Source organism: Flavobacterium sp. IB48 (genome assembly GCF_016405855.1).
Lineage (GTDB): Bacteria > Bacteroidota > Bacteroidia > Flavobacteriales > Flavobacteriaceae > Flavobacterium > Flavobacterium ginsengisoli.
Genome location: NZ_JAEFCA010000006.1, coordinates 40859 through 58357 on the forward strand (window position 1 = coordinate 40859; position 17499 = coordinate 58357).

General features: G+C 34.9%; 12 protein-coding genes. 2 read left to right on the forward strand and 10 right to left on the reverse strand.

Going from position 1 to position 17499, the window contains the following annotated elements:
- Positions 1 to 72 precede the first annotated feature (72 nt).
- Positions 73 to 1503: a peptidylprolyl isomerase gene (locus JC605_RS17895; RefSeq protein ID WP_198857520.1), complete on the reverse strand. Its 1431-nt coding sequence runs from the start codon at positions 1501 to 1503 to the stop codon at positions 73 to 75.
- 488 nt (positions 1504 to 1991) lie between these two features.
- Here JC605_RS17895 and JC605_RS17900 point away from each other — a divergent pair, with 488 nt between their 5' ends.
- Both JC605_RS17900 and JC605_RS17905 read left to right on the forward strand, forming a co-directional pair.
- Entirely contained in the window at positions 1992 to 3434 is a 1443-nt protein-coding gene (locus tag JC605_RS17900) for an alpha-amylase (RefSeq protein WP_198857521.1), read from the forward strand.
- A 149-nt stretch (positions 3435 to 3583) separates the two neighbouring features.
- Positions 3584 to 5176, forward strand: coding sequence for a peptide chain release factor 3 (locus JC605_RS17905; RefSeq protein WP_132989548.1), 1593 nt, complete (start codon positions 3584 to 3586; stop codon positions 5174 to 5176).
- 317 nt (positions 5177 to 5493) lie between these two features.
- Here the strand turns inward: JC605_RS17905 and JC605_RS17910 are convergent, their stop codons facing one another.
- The 9 genes from JC605_RS17910 to secE form a co-directional block, all read right to left on the reverse strand.
- On the reverse strand, positions 5494 to 5805 hold the full coding sequence (locus tag JC605_RS17910) for a DUF3467 domain-containing protein (RefSeq protein ID WP_012024017.1): 312 nt from the start codon (positions 5803 to 5805) through the stop codon (positions 5494 to 5496).
- 11 nt (positions 5806 to 5816) lie between these two features.
- Positions 5817 to 10124 (reverse strand): DNA-directed RNA polymerase subunit beta', encoded by a 4308-nt coding sequence (gene rpoC / locus JC605_RS17915; RefSeq protein ID WP_198857522.1) that lies wholly within the window; start codon positions 10122 to 10124, stop codon positions 5817 to 5819.
- Positions 10125 to 10446: 322 nt separating this feature from the next.
- On the reverse strand, positions 10447 to 14259 hold the full coding sequence (gene rpoB / locus JC605_RS17920) for a DNA-directed RNA polymerase subunit beta (protein ID WP_073410849.1): 3813 nt from the start codon (positions 14257 to 14259) through the stop codon (positions 10447 to 10449).
- 265 nt (positions 14260 to 14524) lie between these two features.
- Positions 14525 to 14896, reverse strand: a complete 372-nt coding sequence (gene rplL / locus JC605_RS17925) for a 50S ribosomal protein L7/L12 (protein ID WP_008466917.1) — start codon at positions 14894 to 14896, stop codon at positions 14525 to 14527.
- 92 nt (positions 14897 to 14988) lie between these two features.
- A complete protein-coding gene (gene rplJ, locus JC605_RS17930) occupies positions 14989 to 15492 on the reverse strand; it encodes a 50S ribosomal protein L10 (RefSeq protein ID WP_091492767.1) in 504 nt (167 codons plus the stop codon).
- Positions 15493 to 15514: 22 nt separating this feature from the next.
- Entirely contained in the window at positions 15515 to 16204 is a 690-nt protein-coding gene (rplA, locus tag JC605_RS17935; RefSeq protein WP_025572415.1) for a 50S ribosomal protein L1, read from the reverse strand.
- Positions 16205 to 16217: 13 nt separating this feature from the next.
- Positions 16218 to 16655: a 50S ribosomal protein L11 gene (gene rplK, locus JC605_RS17940; protein ID WP_008466923.1), complete on the reverse strand. Its 438-nt coding sequence runs from the start codon at positions 16653 to 16655 to the stop codon at positions 16218 to 16220.
- A gap of 67 nt (positions 16656 to 16722) precedes the next feature.
- Positions 16723 to 17274, reverse strand: a complete 552-nt coding sequence (gene nusG / locus JC605_RS17945) for a transcription termination/antitermination protein NusG (RefSeq protein WP_008466925.1) — start codon at positions 17272 to 17274, stop codon at positions 16723 to 16725.
- A gap of 10 nt (positions 17275 to 17284) precedes the next feature.
- Positions 17285 to 17482 (reverse strand): preprotein translocase subunit SecE, encoded by a 198-nt coding sequence (gene secE / locus JC605_RS17950; protein ID WP_008466927.1) that lies wholly within the window; start codon positions 17480 to 17482, stop codon positions 17285 to 17287.
- Positions 17483 to 17499 lie beyond the last annotated feature (17 nt).

A 17499-nucleotide genomic window follows, 5' to 3' on the forward strand; every position in this document is an offset into this window, starting at 1 on the left:
ATGTATTTAAAATTAAAAAGAGTTAATTCTATGAATTCATAAAACTAACTCTTTTTATTTATTTATTAAAACTTATTTTTTCAACCAATTGTTTGCAAACGTACAGTCTTTATATTCTCCAATAATTTTGATATACGTGTCTTTAATTTTAGCATCAAACCATTTTGCTATTGCATTGATTTGTTTTTCTTTTAATGCCAATTCTTTAATTTTAGTATAATCCTTCGCGTAATCAGCTGTATGCTCGTCAATTCTATTTGTAACCGTAATTAACTTATACGTCTTTTTACCTTTATCATCTGTATTTAAAAGTGGTTGAGAAACTTCGTCTCCTTTCAAATTTGAAACTTGGCTATATAAAGTTGGATCCATTTTTGTCAACTCAAAACGAGTATCTTGTGTTGTTGGATTTACCAATGTTCCTCCGTTTGCTCTAGTTTCTTTTTCATCAGATTCTGTTCTTGCAGCTTCGGCAAAAGTCACCTCTTTATTGACAATTTTATTTCTAATATTTGTAATTCTTTCTTTAGCTTCTTTTAAAGCTGCTTCTGAAACAGTTGGAGAAATCAATATATGACGAAGCTCTACTTCTTGCCCTTTAATTTTTTCTACCATAATAATATGAAATCCGTAAATTGTTTCAAATGGCTGCGAAATTTCTCCTGCCTGTAAACTAAAAGCAACATCTTTAAATTCTTTCACAAAAGGAGTTTTTCTTGTCATTTTGTAATATCCTCCATTTGGAGCAGATCCAGGATCTTGAGAATATAAAACTGCTTTTGTAGCAAAACTAGAACCTTCAAGAACATCTTGTCTTATGGCATTTAATCTATCTATTACTTTTTGCTTATCTTCTTTAGAAACTTTTGGCTCAACAACGATCTGAGCAACTTCCATTTCTGCTCCAAAAGTTGGCAATTCATCTTTTGGGATTTTCTTAAAGAAATTACGAACTTCCTCTGGAGTAATCTCAACATCTTTTACAATCTTATCCCTCATCTCACTAGCCAATTTCTGCTCTTTTAAGATATCTGCAAAATAGGTTTTAAATTCTTCAACAGAACCTTTTTTATAGTATTCTACTACTTTATTGATATCTCCAACTTGCTGCGTCATATAATTAAGACGTTCCTCCATCATACTTCTAACTTCAGCATCGCTTACAATAATACTATCCTGAATTGCTTGGTGAGCATATAATTTATCCTCCAAAAGTTTACCAAGCATCTGGCATCTTGTAATATCCTTTATAGATCCACCTTGTGCAGTAATTTCTAAAAAGCCTTTGTCGATATCAGAATCTAAAACGATATAATCTCCTACTGTAGCGATAATTCCGTCAATTTTCATTTTTCCGCCAGAAGGAGTTTCAACTGGCTTTTGAGCAACAACATCAGGAATAACTTCTTGGGCTGTGATGATTGAAGTAAAAAAAAGGAAAAAACAAATTGTTAGTGCAAACCTGTAATCAATTGTTTTTAGCTGTAATTTTTTTAATAGCATTATTTTAAATTTTATTTGAATGTAAGCCTGTTTTAGATAATCCCCCAGAAACTATATATGTTCGTCAAACATAAATAATTAAAGTATAGTTCTTTCGTAACTTATAACGAACAAAAATAACAATTCAATTACATAATCCAACTATCGGATATACTATTAACAAAAAATTATAGGATAGTTCGATTTCAATCTGCAAAATCATCTATTTCAGCTTTTTCAATTCACTTATAGGGATTTTTCTAATTGACTTTAAATCTTGATTTTAAACAACCAATAAACTGCTTATTATAAGCATTATAAAAAAGTTCTTAACACTACAACGTTTTCGTAAAGAACTATTTTCTTACAAATTAAAATTAAATCAAAAAACATTTACTTTAGATGCGTAATTATCAATTTAGAGCATCTAAAAATAGTAATATCTACTTTTTTTAGAGCTTTAAGTTAAAGAATTACAAAGCTTACTATTTAACTTAACCACATCTATTATGAAAAAACCTATTTTAAAATTATGCCTTATTATGGCATTTAGCGGACTATTGTATTCGTGTTCTCAAAATGAAATCAATGAGTCGGATGCAAAAGCTGAAAGTCAAAAATTTAAAGTAATTGATGTTACACATCATGACGGAAAACCTTTTAGCACGGGAGTTTCGAGTACTTCTGCAACAGGAAAATATGTTGACAATCCTGGCGGTGGCGTTATGATGCAGGCTTTCTACTGGGATGTTCCATCTGGAGGAAATTGGTGGAATACCGTAAGCAGCAAAGTAACTGCATGGGGAAATGCTGGAATTGGCTCAATTTGGCTTCCACCCGCTTCTAAAGCCCAAAACGGAGCTTTTTCTATGGGGTATGACCCAACAGATTATTTTGATTTTGGAGATTACAACCAAAATGGAAGCACTGAAACAAGATTTGGATCTAAAGCTGAGTTAGTAAGCTTAATTACAGCAGCTCATAATGAGAATATAAAAGTGTATGCCGATATCGTAATCAATCATAATAGTGGAGGGCAATCTGAAGCTAATCCTTTTACTGGAACAAATACTTGGACCAATTTTACAGGAGTAGCATCGGGTAAATTTCCTCGTAACTATAATGATTTTTACAAAAATAGTTATGGAAACAATGACGAAGGATCTTTTGGAGGTTTTCCAGATTTGTGCCACGCTGCACCAAATGTTCAAAACTGGCTTTGGCTTAGAGCTGATGGTGTTGGTAAGTATTATAAAAACACTATGAAATTTGATGGATGGCGATTTGACTACGTAAAAGGTTTTGGCCCTTGGGTTGTAAATGCTTGGAATGCAAACGTAGGTGGATTTTCTGTTGGAGAATATTGGGATTCTAACGTAAATACGCTTGAATGGTGGGCTAATAATGCAAACAGTTCTGTGTTTGATTTTGCTTGTTACTATAAAATGAATGATGCCTTTGACGGAAACAATTTGGCTTTATTGAATGATGATATGATGTGGAAACGTAATCCGTATAAAGCAGTAACTTTTGTAACCAACCATGATACTGATGAAATTTGGAACAAATTACTAGCCTATTCTTACATCTTAACTCATGAAGGTTATCCAACTATCTTCTACAGAGATTATGAAGAATGGCTAGACAAAAACAAACTAAACAACTTAATTTGGATTCATAACAATAAAGCAACTGGAACAACCTCTATTTTATATTCTGATAATGACGAATATGTTGCAAGAAGAAATGGATACAACGGAAATCCGGGATTGGTAGTTTACATTAACAACTCTGATGTTTGGCAAGAAAGATGGATTCAGACTAACTGGGCAAACACTCAAATTAAAGATTTCACAGGAAACTCAACTTGGTATCCAACTACTCAGGCAGATAAATGGGTAAAAATACAATGTCCTCCAAAAGGATATTCAATTTGGTCAATTAATCAGTAATTTTAAAAATGACTATTTAAGGCTGTTGCAAAACAGCCTTATTTTTTTGTTTCAAAATCCAGTTAGAAGAAAGACTTCCAAATTTAAGAACTGAATATTTTTATAAAGCCGTAATTTAATAGTACTTTTGCAACCTATTTATACGAAATATGAGCTTTTTAAAAGAAATACAACGCAGAAGAACATTTGGAATTATATCGCATCCCGATGCCGGTAAAACGACATTAACAGAGAAATTACTTTTATTTGGAGGTGCAATTCAAGAAGCAGGAGCTGTAAAAAATAACAAAATTAAAAAAGGCGCAACTAGTGACTTTATGGAAATCGAACGCCAAAGAGGTATCTCGGTTTCAACTTCTGTGCTTGCTTTTAATTATAAAGATAAAAAAATCAACATCCTTGATACTCCTGGACACAAGGATTTTGCTGAAGATACATTTAGAACTTTAACTGCTGTTGATAGCGTAATCGTTGTGATTGACGTTGCAAAAGGGGTTGAGGAGCAGACAGAAAAATTAGTTGCTGTTTGTAGAATGCGTAACATTCCAATGATTGTTTTTATCAATAAATTAGACCGTGAAGGTAAAGATGCTTTCGATCTAATGGATGAAGTAGAACAAAAATTAGGCTTAAAAGTAACTCCTTTAAGTTTCCCAATTGGAATGGGTTATGATTTCCAAGGAATTTATAACTTATGGGAAGAAAACATTAACCTTTTCAGCGGAGACAGCCGTAAAAATATCGAAGAAACAATTGCTTTTTCTGATGTGCAAAACAATCCAGAATTAGATAAAATTGTTGGTGAAAAAGCGGCAAATAAACTTCGTGAAGAATTGGAATTGATTGATGAGGTTTATCCAAAATTTGAACGTCAAGATTATTTAGATGGAAAAATTCAGCCCGTATTCTTTGGTTCTGCTTTAAATAATTTTGGAGTTCGCGAGTTGTTAGATTGTTTCATTACAATTGCCCCATCTCCGAGAGCAAAAGATTCTGAAACTCGTACGGTTGAACCTACAGAAGAAAAAATGTCTGGATTTGTTTTCAAAATCCACGCAAATATGGATCCGAAGCACCGTGACCGTTTAGCATTTATTAAAATCGTTTCTGGAACTTTTGAAAGAAATAAACCGTATTACCATGTTCGTCAGAAGAAAAATTTAAAATTCTCAAGTCCGAATGCTTTTTTCGCTGAGAAAAAAGAAATTGTAGATATTTCTTATCCAGGTGACATTGTTGGTTTACACGATACTGGAAACTTTAAAATTGGAGATACTTTAACTGAAGGCGAAATCATGAGTTTTAAAGGAATTCCGAGTTTCTCTCCAGAACACTTTAGATACATCAATAATGCTGACCCTATGAAAGCCAAGCAATTAGAAAAAGGGGTTGATCAGTTAATGGATGAAGGTGTTGCTCAGTTGTTTACTTTAGAAATGAACAACCGTAAAGTTATCGGAACTGTTGGTGCACTTCAGTATGAGGTAATTCAATACCGTTTGGAGCACGAATACGGAGCAAAATGTACTTACGAGAACTTCCCTGTACACAAAGCATGCTGGGTAAAACCTGACGATGCTAAAAATGAAGAATTTAAAGAGTTTAAACGTATCAAACAAAAATTCCTTGCTCACGATAAGTATGGTCAATTGGTATTCTTAGCAGACTCTGATTTTACAATTCAAATGACGCAAAGCAAATATCCATCTGTAAAATTATACTTTACATCGGAGTTTGATTAAATCTAAACTTTAAAGAAATATAAAAAGGCTGTTTAAAATTTTAAACAGCCTTTTTATTTAGCTTCTCTTTCATACCAGCAAAAAAGTTTACATAAAAAAAGCGCTAATTCTAAAATCAGCGCTTTTTTATAATTTGAATTAAATCAACCTTACTAAGTCATTATATTTCAAAATTTAATCTTTTTTAGGCTATCCCAAATTAAGATAAAACACGGTTAAAACGAAATTTAGTCGACCAAAGTAAATTAAATCAGACAAACTGCATTTTCATTTCTGTATTCCAATAAAAAAGCCCCTTAAAAAAGGGGCTTAAAAATTTATGCTTGTCCAGCAGGACCAAAATTAAGCGGAATTGGTGCTTGTTCCGTTTCTTTGATTTCGCCATGAGCAGCTTCAAATCTGTGGATGTTTTCACCTATTGCTCTCAATAATCTTTTAGCATGTTGTGGTGTCAAAACAATTCTTGACTTTACCTTGGCTTTAGGAATACCTGGCATAATGCTCACAAAATCTAAAACAAATTCTGATGATGAGTGATTGATAATCGCAAGATTAGAATAAATTCCTTCTGCAATTGTTTCGTCTAACTCAATGTTAATTTGCTCTTGTTGTTGTTTCGGATTACTCATAGTTTCCCTAATTAATAAATGTATTCTTCTTTATTAGCCATCATTTCGTTGTAATCGTCTTTAGATCCTACGATAGTGTTATCGTATTCTCTCATACCAGTTCCCGCAGGAATTCTATGTCCAACAATTACATTTTCTTTTAATCCTTCTAGATCATCTACTTTACCAGCTACAGCAGCTTCGTTAAGTACTTTCGTTGTCTCCTGGAATGAAGCCGCAGAAATGAATGATTTAGTTTGTAACGAAGCTCTTGTAATACCTTGAAGAACTGGCGTTGCAGTTGCAGTAATTACGTCTCTTGCTACAACAAGATTTTTATCATTTCGTTTCAATAATGAATTTTCATCACGTAATTCACGAGGTGTAATAATCTGACCTGGTTTCAATACTGAAGAATCTCCAGCATCTTCAACTACTTTCATACCGTATAATTTATCGTTTTGAACGATGAAATCTTTAGTGTGAATTAATTGATCCTCTAAGAATAAAGTATCACCTGGATCCTGAACTCTTACTTTACGCATCATTTGACGAATAACTACCTCAAAGTGCTTATCATTAATTTTTACCCCTTGTAAACGGTAAACCTCTTGAATTTCATTTACCAAGTACTGTTGAACAGCAGCTGGACCTTGAATTCTTAAGATATCATCTGGTGTAATTGCACCGTCAGACAATGGAACTCCCGCTCTTACGAAGTCATTTTCTTGTACTAAGATTTGACTAGAAAGTTTAACTAAATACTTTTTAATCTCACCAAATTTAGATTCGATAACGATCTCACGGTTACCTCTTTTGATTTTTCCAAAAGATACAACACCATCAATTTCAGATACAACCGCTGGGTTTGAAGGGTTACGAGCTTCTAAAAGCTCAGTAATTCTTGGTAAACCTCCCGTGATATCGCCCGCTTTAGAAGAACGACGTGGGATTTTTACTAATACTTTACCTGCTTTAATTTTCTCACCGTTTTCAACCATTAAGTGTGCACCTACTGGTAAGTTGTAAGAACGAATCAATTCACCTTCTTTACCGTAAACCAATAAAGTTGGGATTAATTTTTTGTTTCTAGCCTCAGAAATTACTTTTTCTTGGAAACCAGTCTGCTCATCGATCTCAACCATGAACGATTGTCCTTGCTCTAAATCTTCGTAAGCAATCTTACCAGTAAATTCAGAAACAATTACACCGTTATATGGATCCCATTTACAGATTACAGTTCCTTTAGCGACAGTATCTCCATCATTAACAAAAATACTAGATCCGTAAGGAATGTTATGTGTATTTAAAACAATTCCAGTTTTCTCGTCAACTAATTTCAACTCAGTTGAACGTGAAACTACGATATCAACAGAGTTACCTTCTCCGTCTTCACCTTTAACTGTTTTTAAATCTTCAATTTCAAGTCTACCTGCGAATCTTGTAACAATACTAGACTCTTCAGAGATACCTCCAGCAACCCCTCCAACGTGGAACGTACGAAGTGTCAACTGTGTACCTGGCTCTCCAATAGACTGAGCTGCAATAACTCCGACAGCTTCACCTCTTTGTGTCATCTTACCAGTAGCTAAGTTTCTACCGTAACATTTAGCACAAATACCTTTTAAAGCTTCACAAGTTAATGGAGATCTAACTTCTACTTTTTCAATTGGAGAAGCTTCTATAGTTCTCATGATTGATTCTGTAATTTGCTCTCCAGATTTAACCATTACTTCGTTAGTAAGAGGATTAATAACGTCTTGTAATGCAACACGTCCTAAAATTCTCTCTCCTAAAGATTCAACGATTTCCTCATTTTTCTTCAATGCCGCAACTTCAACACCTCTTAAAGTTCCACAATCTTCGATGTTAACAATAACATCTTGAGAAACGTCATGAAGCCTTCTAGTCAAGTAACCAGCATCGGCCGTTTTAAGAGCCGTATCCGCAAGACCTTTACGAGCACCGTGAGTAGAAATGAAGTACTCAAGGATCGAAAGACCTTCCTTAAAGTTAGAAAGAATCGGGTTTTCAATAATCTCACCACCACCAGCAGTAGATTTTTTAGGCTTAGCCATCAAACCACGCATACCAGTTAACTGACGAATCTGTTCCTTAGAACCCCTCGCCCCAGAGTCAAGCATCATATATACAGAGTTGAAACCTTGTTGGTCTTCTCTAATATTCTTCATTGCTAACTCTGTCAACTGAGCATTTGCTGAAGTCCATACGTCAATAACTTGGTTGTAACGCTCGTTATTTGTGATAAGACCCATGTTATAGTTAGTTGAGATACCCTCAACTTGCTCTCTAGCATCTGCAATTAACTTCGTTTTTTGTTCTGGAATTCTAATATCACCTAAAGAGAATGATAAACCTCCTCTAAATGCGAATTTATAACCCATATCTTTCATATTATCCAAGAAAGCTGCCGTTGTAGGTACATCAGTCACACTTAAAATGTGTCCGATAATATCTCTAAGGTTTTTCTTAGTCAATACGTCATTGATATATCCAGCTGCTTCAGGTACTACTTCGTTAAATAATACACGTCCTGCAGTTGTTTGAATGATTTTGTACACTAATTCTCCAGCATCATTAAAATCTTTAGCTCTAATTTTCACACGAGCATTCAATTCTAATCTTCCTTCGTTTAATGCAATGTTTACTTCTTCAGCAGAATAGAAAGTCAAATCCTGACCTAAAATAATGTGATCTTCTGTAGAAATACGCTCTTTGGTCATATAGTATAGACCCAAGACCATGTCCTGAGAAGGTACAGTAATTGGAGCACCATTTGCAGGGTTCAAGATATTGTGAGAAGCCAACATTAATAATTGTGCTTCTAAAATAGCTTCTGGTCCTAATGGTAAGTGAACCGCCATCTGGTCACCATCGAAATCGGCGTTGAAAGCCGTACATACTAGTGGGTGTAACTGGATCGCTTTTCCTTCAATTAATTTTGGCTGGAAAGCCTGAATACCAAGTCTGTGCAAAGTAGGAGCACGGTTCAGTAATACTGGGTGTCCTTTAATTACGTTTTCTAAGATATCCCAAACTACCGGCTCTTTTTTGTCAATGATTTTCTTAGCAGATTTTACTGTTTTTACAATACCTCTTTCTATCAATTTACGGATAACGAAAGGTTTGTATAACTCAGATGCCATATCTTTTGGCAATCCGCACTCATATAATTTCAACTCTGGACCAACAACAATTACCGAACGAGCAGAATAATCCACACGTTTACCAAGTAAGTTTTGACGGAAACGTCCTTGCTTACCTTTTAACGAGTCAGATAATGATTTTAATGGTCTGTTAGATTCTGTTTTAACAGCAGAAGCTTTACGAGTGTTATCAAATAATGAATCTACAGATTCTTGTAACATACGTTTCTCGTTTCTTAAGATAACTTCTGGAGCTTTAATCTCCATTAATCTTTTCAAACGATTGTTACGGATGATTACACGACGATATAAATCGTTCAAATCTGAAGTTGCAAAACGACCTCCATCAAGTGGCACAAGCGGACGTAATTCTGGTGGAATAACTGGAACCACTTTCATAATCATCCATTCTGGACGGTTTTCGCGGTTTTCGTTAGACTCACGGAAAGACTCAACAACTTGTAATCTTTTTAGAGCTTCAGTTTTTCTTTGTTTAGAAGTCTCATTGTTAGCACTGTGTCTTAATTCATAAGATAAAGCATCTAAGTCAATACGAGCTAATAAATCCATAATACACTCTGCTCCCATTTTGGCAACAAATTTATTTGGATCTAAATCATCTAAATATTGGTTTTCTTGTGGAAGAGTATCTAAAATATTCAAATATTCTTCTTCAGTTAAGAAATCTAATCTTTGTAATGATTCTCCATCTGCATTTTTAGCGATACCTGCTTGGATTACTACGTATCTTTCGTAGTAAATGATCATATCTAATTTCTTAGATGGAAGACCAAGGATATAACCAATTTTGTTTGGAAGAGAACGGAAGTACCAGATATGAGCAATTGGCACAACAAGGTTGATGTGACCTACTCTATCACGACGTACTTTTTTCTCAGTAACTTCAACACCACAACGGTCACAGATGATACCTTTGTAACGAATTCTTTTATACTTACCACAAGCACATTCGAAATCTTTTACTGGTCCGAAGATTCTTTCGCAGAAAAGTCCGTCACGCTCTGGTTTGTGCGTTCTATAGTTAATTGTTTCTGGCTTTAAAACCTCTCCTCTTGATTCTTTCAAGATAGATTCTGGTGAAGCCAATCCAATAGAAATTTTGTTAAATCTTTTTACTGGATTCTTATCTTTATTGTTTCTGTTATTCATCATAGTTTTTACTATTGATTTATTTGCAATTAAAAAATTGATTCTTAGCCTAGTCTAAAGTCAAATGTCATAAAGTTTTTAAAGTCATTGCTGACTTTAGACTTTGGACTTTTAAACTTTTGACTTAAAACACTACCTCGGGTTACTTCTCTAAACCTCAAATTCTTATTTGAAGTGCTAGTTATAAAATGCCTTGCATTGTTATAAAAAATCGGAACGGTTTACGGGTATAAATCTTTAAAAACTTCTAACATTTAGTAAACAGTCTCAGTCCCAATGTTCAGCGCTAAACTGAATACTGAGACTGTGACTGGAAACTTTTTATTTATTCTTCCAAACGAAGATCTAAACCTAGACCTTTCAATTCGTGCATTAATACATTGAATGATTCTGGTAAACCTGGTTCTGGCATAGTTTCACCCTTAACGATAGCTTCGTAAGTTTTAGCTCTACCAATAACGTCATCAGACTTAACAGTTAAGATTTCACGTAGTGTACTAGAAGCTCCATAAGCCTCAAGTGCCCAAACCTCCATCTCTCCAAAACGCTGACCTCCAAATTGAGCTTTACCTCCAAGTGGCTGTTGCGTAATCAATGAGTATGGTCCGATAGAACGTGCGTGCATCTTATCATCAACCATGTGTCCTAATTTAAGCATGTAAATTACACCCACAGTCGCTTTTTGTGCAAAACGCTCTCCAGTTCCACCATCAAATAGATAAGTATGTCCAAAACGTGGTACGTTAGCTTCATCAGTCAAAGCATTGATCTCGTCAAGAGAAGCACCGTCGAAAATTGGAGTAGCAAATTTTCTACCCAAGTTCATACCAGCCCATCCTAATACAGTCTCATAAATCTGACCAATGTTCATACGTGAAGGTACCCCAAGTGGATTCAATACGATATCTACCGGTGTTCCGTCTTCAAGGAAAGGCATATCTTCATGACGAACGATTCTAGCAACAATACCTTTGTTACCGTGACGACCCGCCATTTTATCACCCACTTTTAACTTACGTTTTTTAGCGATATAGATTTTAGCCAATTTCAAGATTCCAGATGGTAATTCATCTCCAACTGTAATAGTGAATTTCTCTCTTCTTAAAGCTCCTTGTAAGTCGTTCAGCTTAATTTTATAGTTATGAATTAAATCATTAACCATTTTATTAGTAGCGTCATCAGCAACCCACTGACCTTTGCTTAAGTGAGCAAAATCTTCTACTGCGTAAAGCATTTTTTGAGTATATTTTTTACCTTTTGGTAAAACTTCTTCACCCAAATCATTCATTACACCTTGAGATGTTTTTCCGTTAACGATCAAGAATAATTTTTCAACCAATCTGTCTTTTAATTCAACAAATTTAGTTTCGAATTCCATTTCTAAAGCGCCTAAAGCATCTTTATCCTGAGTACGTTTACGTTTATCTTTTACGGCTCTTGCAAATAATTTTTTGTCAAGAACTACACCATGTAAAGATGGAGAAGCTTTTAATGAAGCATCTTTTACATCACCTGCTTTATCTCCGAAGATTGCACGAAGCAATTTCTCCTCTGGAGTAGGATCTGATTCTCCTTTTGGTGTAATTTTTCCGATCAAAATGTCGCCAGGCTTAACCTCTGCTCCAATTCTGATCATACCGTTTTCATCTAAATCTTTAGTAGCTTCTTCAGAAACGTTAGGAATATCGTTTGTTAACTCTTCGTTTCCTAACTTAGTATCTCTAACCTCTAATGAATAATCATCAACGTGGATAGAAGTAAAAATATCATCACGAACTACTTTCTCAGAAATTACAATCGCATCCTCGAAGTTGTACCCTTTCCATGGCATGAACGCAACTTTTAAGTTTCTACCTAAAGCTAATTCTCCATTTTGAGTAGCATATCCTTCAGACAATACTTGACCAGGAACAACTCTATCACCTCTTCTTACGATTGGTTTCAAGTTGATACTTGTACCTTGATTGGTTTTTCTAAATTTAATTAAGTTGTACGTTTTCTCATCAGCATCAAAACTTACCATTCTTTCGTCTTCTGTACGATCGTATTTAATAGTAATGATGTTAGCATCTACGTATTCAACAGTACCATGCCCTTCAGCATTGATTAATACTCTTGAATCAGAAGCTACCTGACGCTCTAAACCTGTACCAACAATCGGTGCTTCAGGACGGATCAAAGGAACTGCCTGACGCATCATGTTAGATCCCATCAACGCACGGTTCGCATCATCATGCTCCAAGAAAGGAATCAATGATGCAGAAATCGAAGCAATCTGGTTTGGTGCAACGTCTGTATAATGAACTACTGATGGCTCAACAACCGGGAAGTCACCTTCCTCACGAGCAATTACATTGCTAGCTGTAATTTTACCAGTTTCGTCCATCTCAATGTTTGCCTGAGCAATCATTTTACCTTCTTCTTCTTCAGCACTTAAGTAAACTGGAGTACTTTCTAAATCAACTACACCATTTGTTACTTTACGGTATGGAGTTTCGATGAATCCCATTCCATTAACTTTTGCATAAACACCAAGAGATGAAATCAAACCAATGTTTGGTCCCTCAGGAGTTTCAATCGGACATAAACGACCATAGTGCGTATAGTGAACGTCACGAACCTCGAAACCAGCTCTTTCTCTCGAAAGTCCACCTGGTCCAAGTGCAGAAAGTCTTCTTTTGTGTGTAATCTCAGCTAATGGATTCGTTTGGTCCATAAATTGAGATAACTGGTTAGTTCCAAAGAAAGAGTTGATAACTGATGATAATGTTTTAGCATTGATCAAATCAATTGGTGTAAACACCTCGTTATCTCTAACGTTCATTCTCTCACGAATAGTTCTAGCCATACGCGCTAAACCAACACCGAATTGTTGAGACAATTGTTCTCCAACTGTTCTAACACGACGGTTTGATAAGTGATCGATATCATCAATCTCTGCTTTAGAGTTGATCAATTCGATCAAATATTTAACGATAGTAATGATATCCTCTTTAGTAAGCACTTGCTTATCCATAGGGATATCTAAATCTAATTTTTTGTTCATTCTGTAACGACCAACTTCACCTAAGTTATAACGTTGATCAGAGAAGAATAATTTATCTATAATACCACGAGCAGTTTCCTCATCAGGCGGTTCAGCGTTACGCAACTGACGGTAAATGTGCTCTACAGCTTCTTTTTCAGAGTTTGTTGGATCTTTTTGTAACGTGTTGTGGATAATAGCATAATCTGCTTGGTTGTTATCCTCTTTGTGTAACAAAATAGATTTAACGTTAGAATCAATGATCTCTTCAACATTATCTTTGTCGATAATAGTATCACGATCAAGGATGATTTCGTTACGCTCGATAGAAACTACTTCTCCAGTATCCTCATCTACGAAATCCTCATGCCATGTATTCAATACACGCGCAGCAAGTCTTCTTCCAATATATTTCTTAATACCAGTTTTAGAAACTTTAATTTCTTCAGCTAAGTCGAAAATTTCAAGGATATCCTTATCTCTTTCGAAACCGATAGCACGGAATAAAGTCGTTACAGGTAATTTTTTCTTTCTGTCGATATACGCGTACATTACGCTGTTGATATCTGTAGAGAATTCTATCCAAGAACCTTTAAAAGGAATTACTCTCGCAGAATAAAGTTTAGTTCCATTTGCGTGGAATGACTGTCCAAAGAAAACCCCTGGAGAACGGTGTAATTGAGATACTACAACACGCTCGGCACCATTAATAACAAAAGTACCACTAGGAGTCATGTAAGGAATTGTTCCAAGATAAACATCTTGTACAATAGTTTCAAAATCTTCGTGTTCTGGATCTGTACAGTATAGTTTTAACCTAGCTTTTAAAGGCACACTATAAGTAAGACCTCTCTCTATACATTCTTGAATTGTATAACGTGGAGGATCAACAAAATAATCTAGGAATTCCAATACAAAGTTGTTTCTTGTATCTGTAATTGGGAAGTTTTCCATGAAGGTATTGTATAACCCTTCGTTGCCTCTTTCGTCAGATTTCGTTTCTAATTGAAAGAAATCTTTAAAAGATTTAACCTGAACATCTAAGAAATCTGGATAATCAGGGATATTTTTTGTAGAGGCAAAATTCAATCTTTCAGTCTGATTTGTTATCATCAATGGACAAAATTTTGATTAAAAAAAAGTAATTTTTGTTTGTGTAAACACACTGTTTAATCTATACTTTCTTATTATAATCAATACATCTTTAAAAATTAATTCTATAAACTAAGCCTAATTTTCTTTCTTCGTATTGATCAAAAACTTTTTCGTATTTTAAACTATGGGATAATAAAACTTAATATATTTTATTATACGAAAAATGGTTTAGGCCTTTGAGTGTTAACTCAAGACCTAAACCTAGTTCTTAAACTGAGTTTAATTATTTAAGCTCAACAGTAGCTCCAGCCTCTTCTAAAGATTTTTTAAGACCTTCAGCCTCTTCTTTAGAAACACCTTCTTTAACGTTGCTTGGTGCACCGTCAACTACATCTTTAGCTTCTTTAAGACCTAAACCAGTTAATTCTTTAACTAATTTTACAACAGCTAATTTAGAAGCTCCTGCATCTTTCAATACAACTGTAAATTCAGTTTGTGCTTCTTCAGCAGCACCGTCTCCTCCACCAGCAGCAACTACTACAGCAGCAGCAGCAGGCTCGATTCCGTACTCATCTTTTAATATTGTTGCTAATTCGTTAACTTCTTTAACTGTTAAGTTAACTAATTGTTCTGCGAATTGTTTCAAATCTGCCATTTTTTCTATCGTTTAAAATGATTTGTGTAAAAAATATAATTTAATTATTGTGCGCTAATTAAGCAGTAAGGAAATAAACTCCCTTACGATAATTACTCTGCTCCTTCTTCTTCGCTTCCAGCGAATTTGTTTTGTAAAGCAGAAATAATTCTTTGAGCTGGAGATTGTAATAATCCAATGATTTCTCCGATAAGCTCTTCTTTAGATTTAATTGTAGCTAATGCATCTAATTGGTTATCCCCAATATATACTTCAGAATTGATGTAAGCTCCTTTTAAAACTGGTTTGTCAGATTTCTTACGGAAATCTTTGATAATTTTTCCAGGTGCGTTAGCAACATCAGAAATAAAGATAGCACTGTTACCTGATAAAACTGTAGGTAAATCACCATAATCATTATCAGAAGCTTCCATTGCTTTTGCAAGCAAAGTGTTCTTTACAACTTCTAATTTGATACCTGCTTTGAAACAAGCTCTACGTAAGTTTGAAGTTGTCTCTGCGTTTAAACCAGAAATATCAGAAATGTAAATGATATTTGTACCAGCTAACTGCGCAGTTAAATTTTCAATCGCGATTGATTTTTCTTCTCTAGTCATACTAAAAATTTTTAACTACCAATTATACTGCTTTTGGGTCTAATGCGATAGCAGGACTCATTGTGCTTGTAAGGTGAATACCTTTAATGTATGTACCTTTAGCAGCAGTTGGTTTAAGTTTTATTAATGTTTGAATAATTTCGTGTGCGTTGTCAACAATCTGCTCAGCTCCAAAAGAAACTTTACCGATTCCTGCGTGTACGATACCAGTTTTATCAACTTTAAAGTCGATTTTACCAGCTTTAACTTCTTGAACAGCTTTAGCAACATCCATAGTTACTGTACCTGTTTTAGGGTTTGGCATTAAACCTCTAGGTCCTAAAATACGACCTAATGGACCTAATTTCCCCATAACAGCAGGCATAGTAATGATCACATCAACATCTGTCCAACCGTCTTTAATTTTTTGTAAGTAATCGTCAAGACCAACGTGATCTGCTCCAGCTTCTCTAGCTTCCGCTTCTTTATCTGGAGTAACCAATGCTAATACTTTAACGTCTTTTCCTGTTCCGTGAGGTAAAGTAACTACACCTCTAACCATTTGATTCGCTTTTCTTGGATCAACACCCAAACGAACTGCGATATCAACAGACTCATCAAATTTTGCAGAAGCAACAACTTTAATTAATGCAGCAGCATCTTTTAAAGAGTATAATTTGTTCTTTTCAATTTTTGAAGCAGCCTCTTTTTGCTTTTTTGTTAATTTTGCCATTTCTTTTTCTTAATTAAAAAGGAGCATCTCCTGATACAGTTATACCCATAGATCTAGCTGTTCCAGCAACCATACTCATAGCTTTCTCAATTGTGAAAGCGTTTAAGTCTGGCATTTTGTCTTCAGCAATAGTTCTAATTTGTTCCCAAGTAACGCTTGCTACTTTTTTACGATTAGGCTCACCAGAACCAGATTTTAGCTTTGCAGCTTCCATTAACTGAACTGCTGCTGGAGGAGTCTTAACAACAAAATCAAATGATTTGTCTTTGTACACAGTGATTTGCACTGGACAAATTTTGCCAGGTTTATCCTGAGTTCTAGCATTAAATTGCTTACAGAACTCCATGATGTTTACCCCAGCAGCTCCTAAAGCAGGTCCAACCGGTGGCGACGGGTTCGCAGCACCTCCCTTAACTTGTAGTTTAACTACCTTACTAATTTCTTTAGCCATTTTTAAAAAATTTTACACTGTAATCAATGGAAGCGATTACAATGGTTTATTATAGTGTAACAAAAAATTATACTTTTTCAACTTGCATAAAACTCAATTCTAATGGAGTCTTTCTTCCGAAAATCTTAACCATTACCTCAAGCTTACGCTTTTCTTCATTGATTTTCTCAACAGATCCATTAAATCCATTGAAAGGTCCATCAATAACCTTAACAGTTTCACCAACACTAAATGGAATAGAGCGAGTATCTGTATTTACAGCTAACTCATCTACCTTACCTAACATACGGTTTACTTCAGAAAGTCTTAAAGGAACCGGCTCTCCACCTTTAGTTTCCCCTAAAAATCCAATAACACTAGTAATTGACTTAATAATATGAGGAATCTCACCAACTAAGTTAGCTTCGATCATAACATATCCAGGAAAATACACTTTATCCTTAGATGATTTTTTCCCATCTTTTACAGTAACCACTTTTTCAGTAGGAACCAAAACTTGAGAAACATAATCCTCCATACCTAATCTCGCAATCTCAGTCTCGATATAAGCTTTCACTTTATTTTCTTGACCACTAACCGCTCTAACTACGTACCATTTTTTCACATTATTATCTGCCATCACAAAAAAATTATCCTTTTAACCAGTTAAAAAATCCAGCCAAAGCTTTTGCAAAAAATTCGTCTACTCCCCAAGTTGCCAAAGCGAATAAGATCGAAAATACAGCCACAACAATTGTCAATTTTTGTACTTCAGCCCAAGCTGGCCAAGTAACATTTGACTTTAACTCTTCGAAAGCCTCTGATAAATAATTAGTAACTTTTGTCATTTGATATATTTTTTATT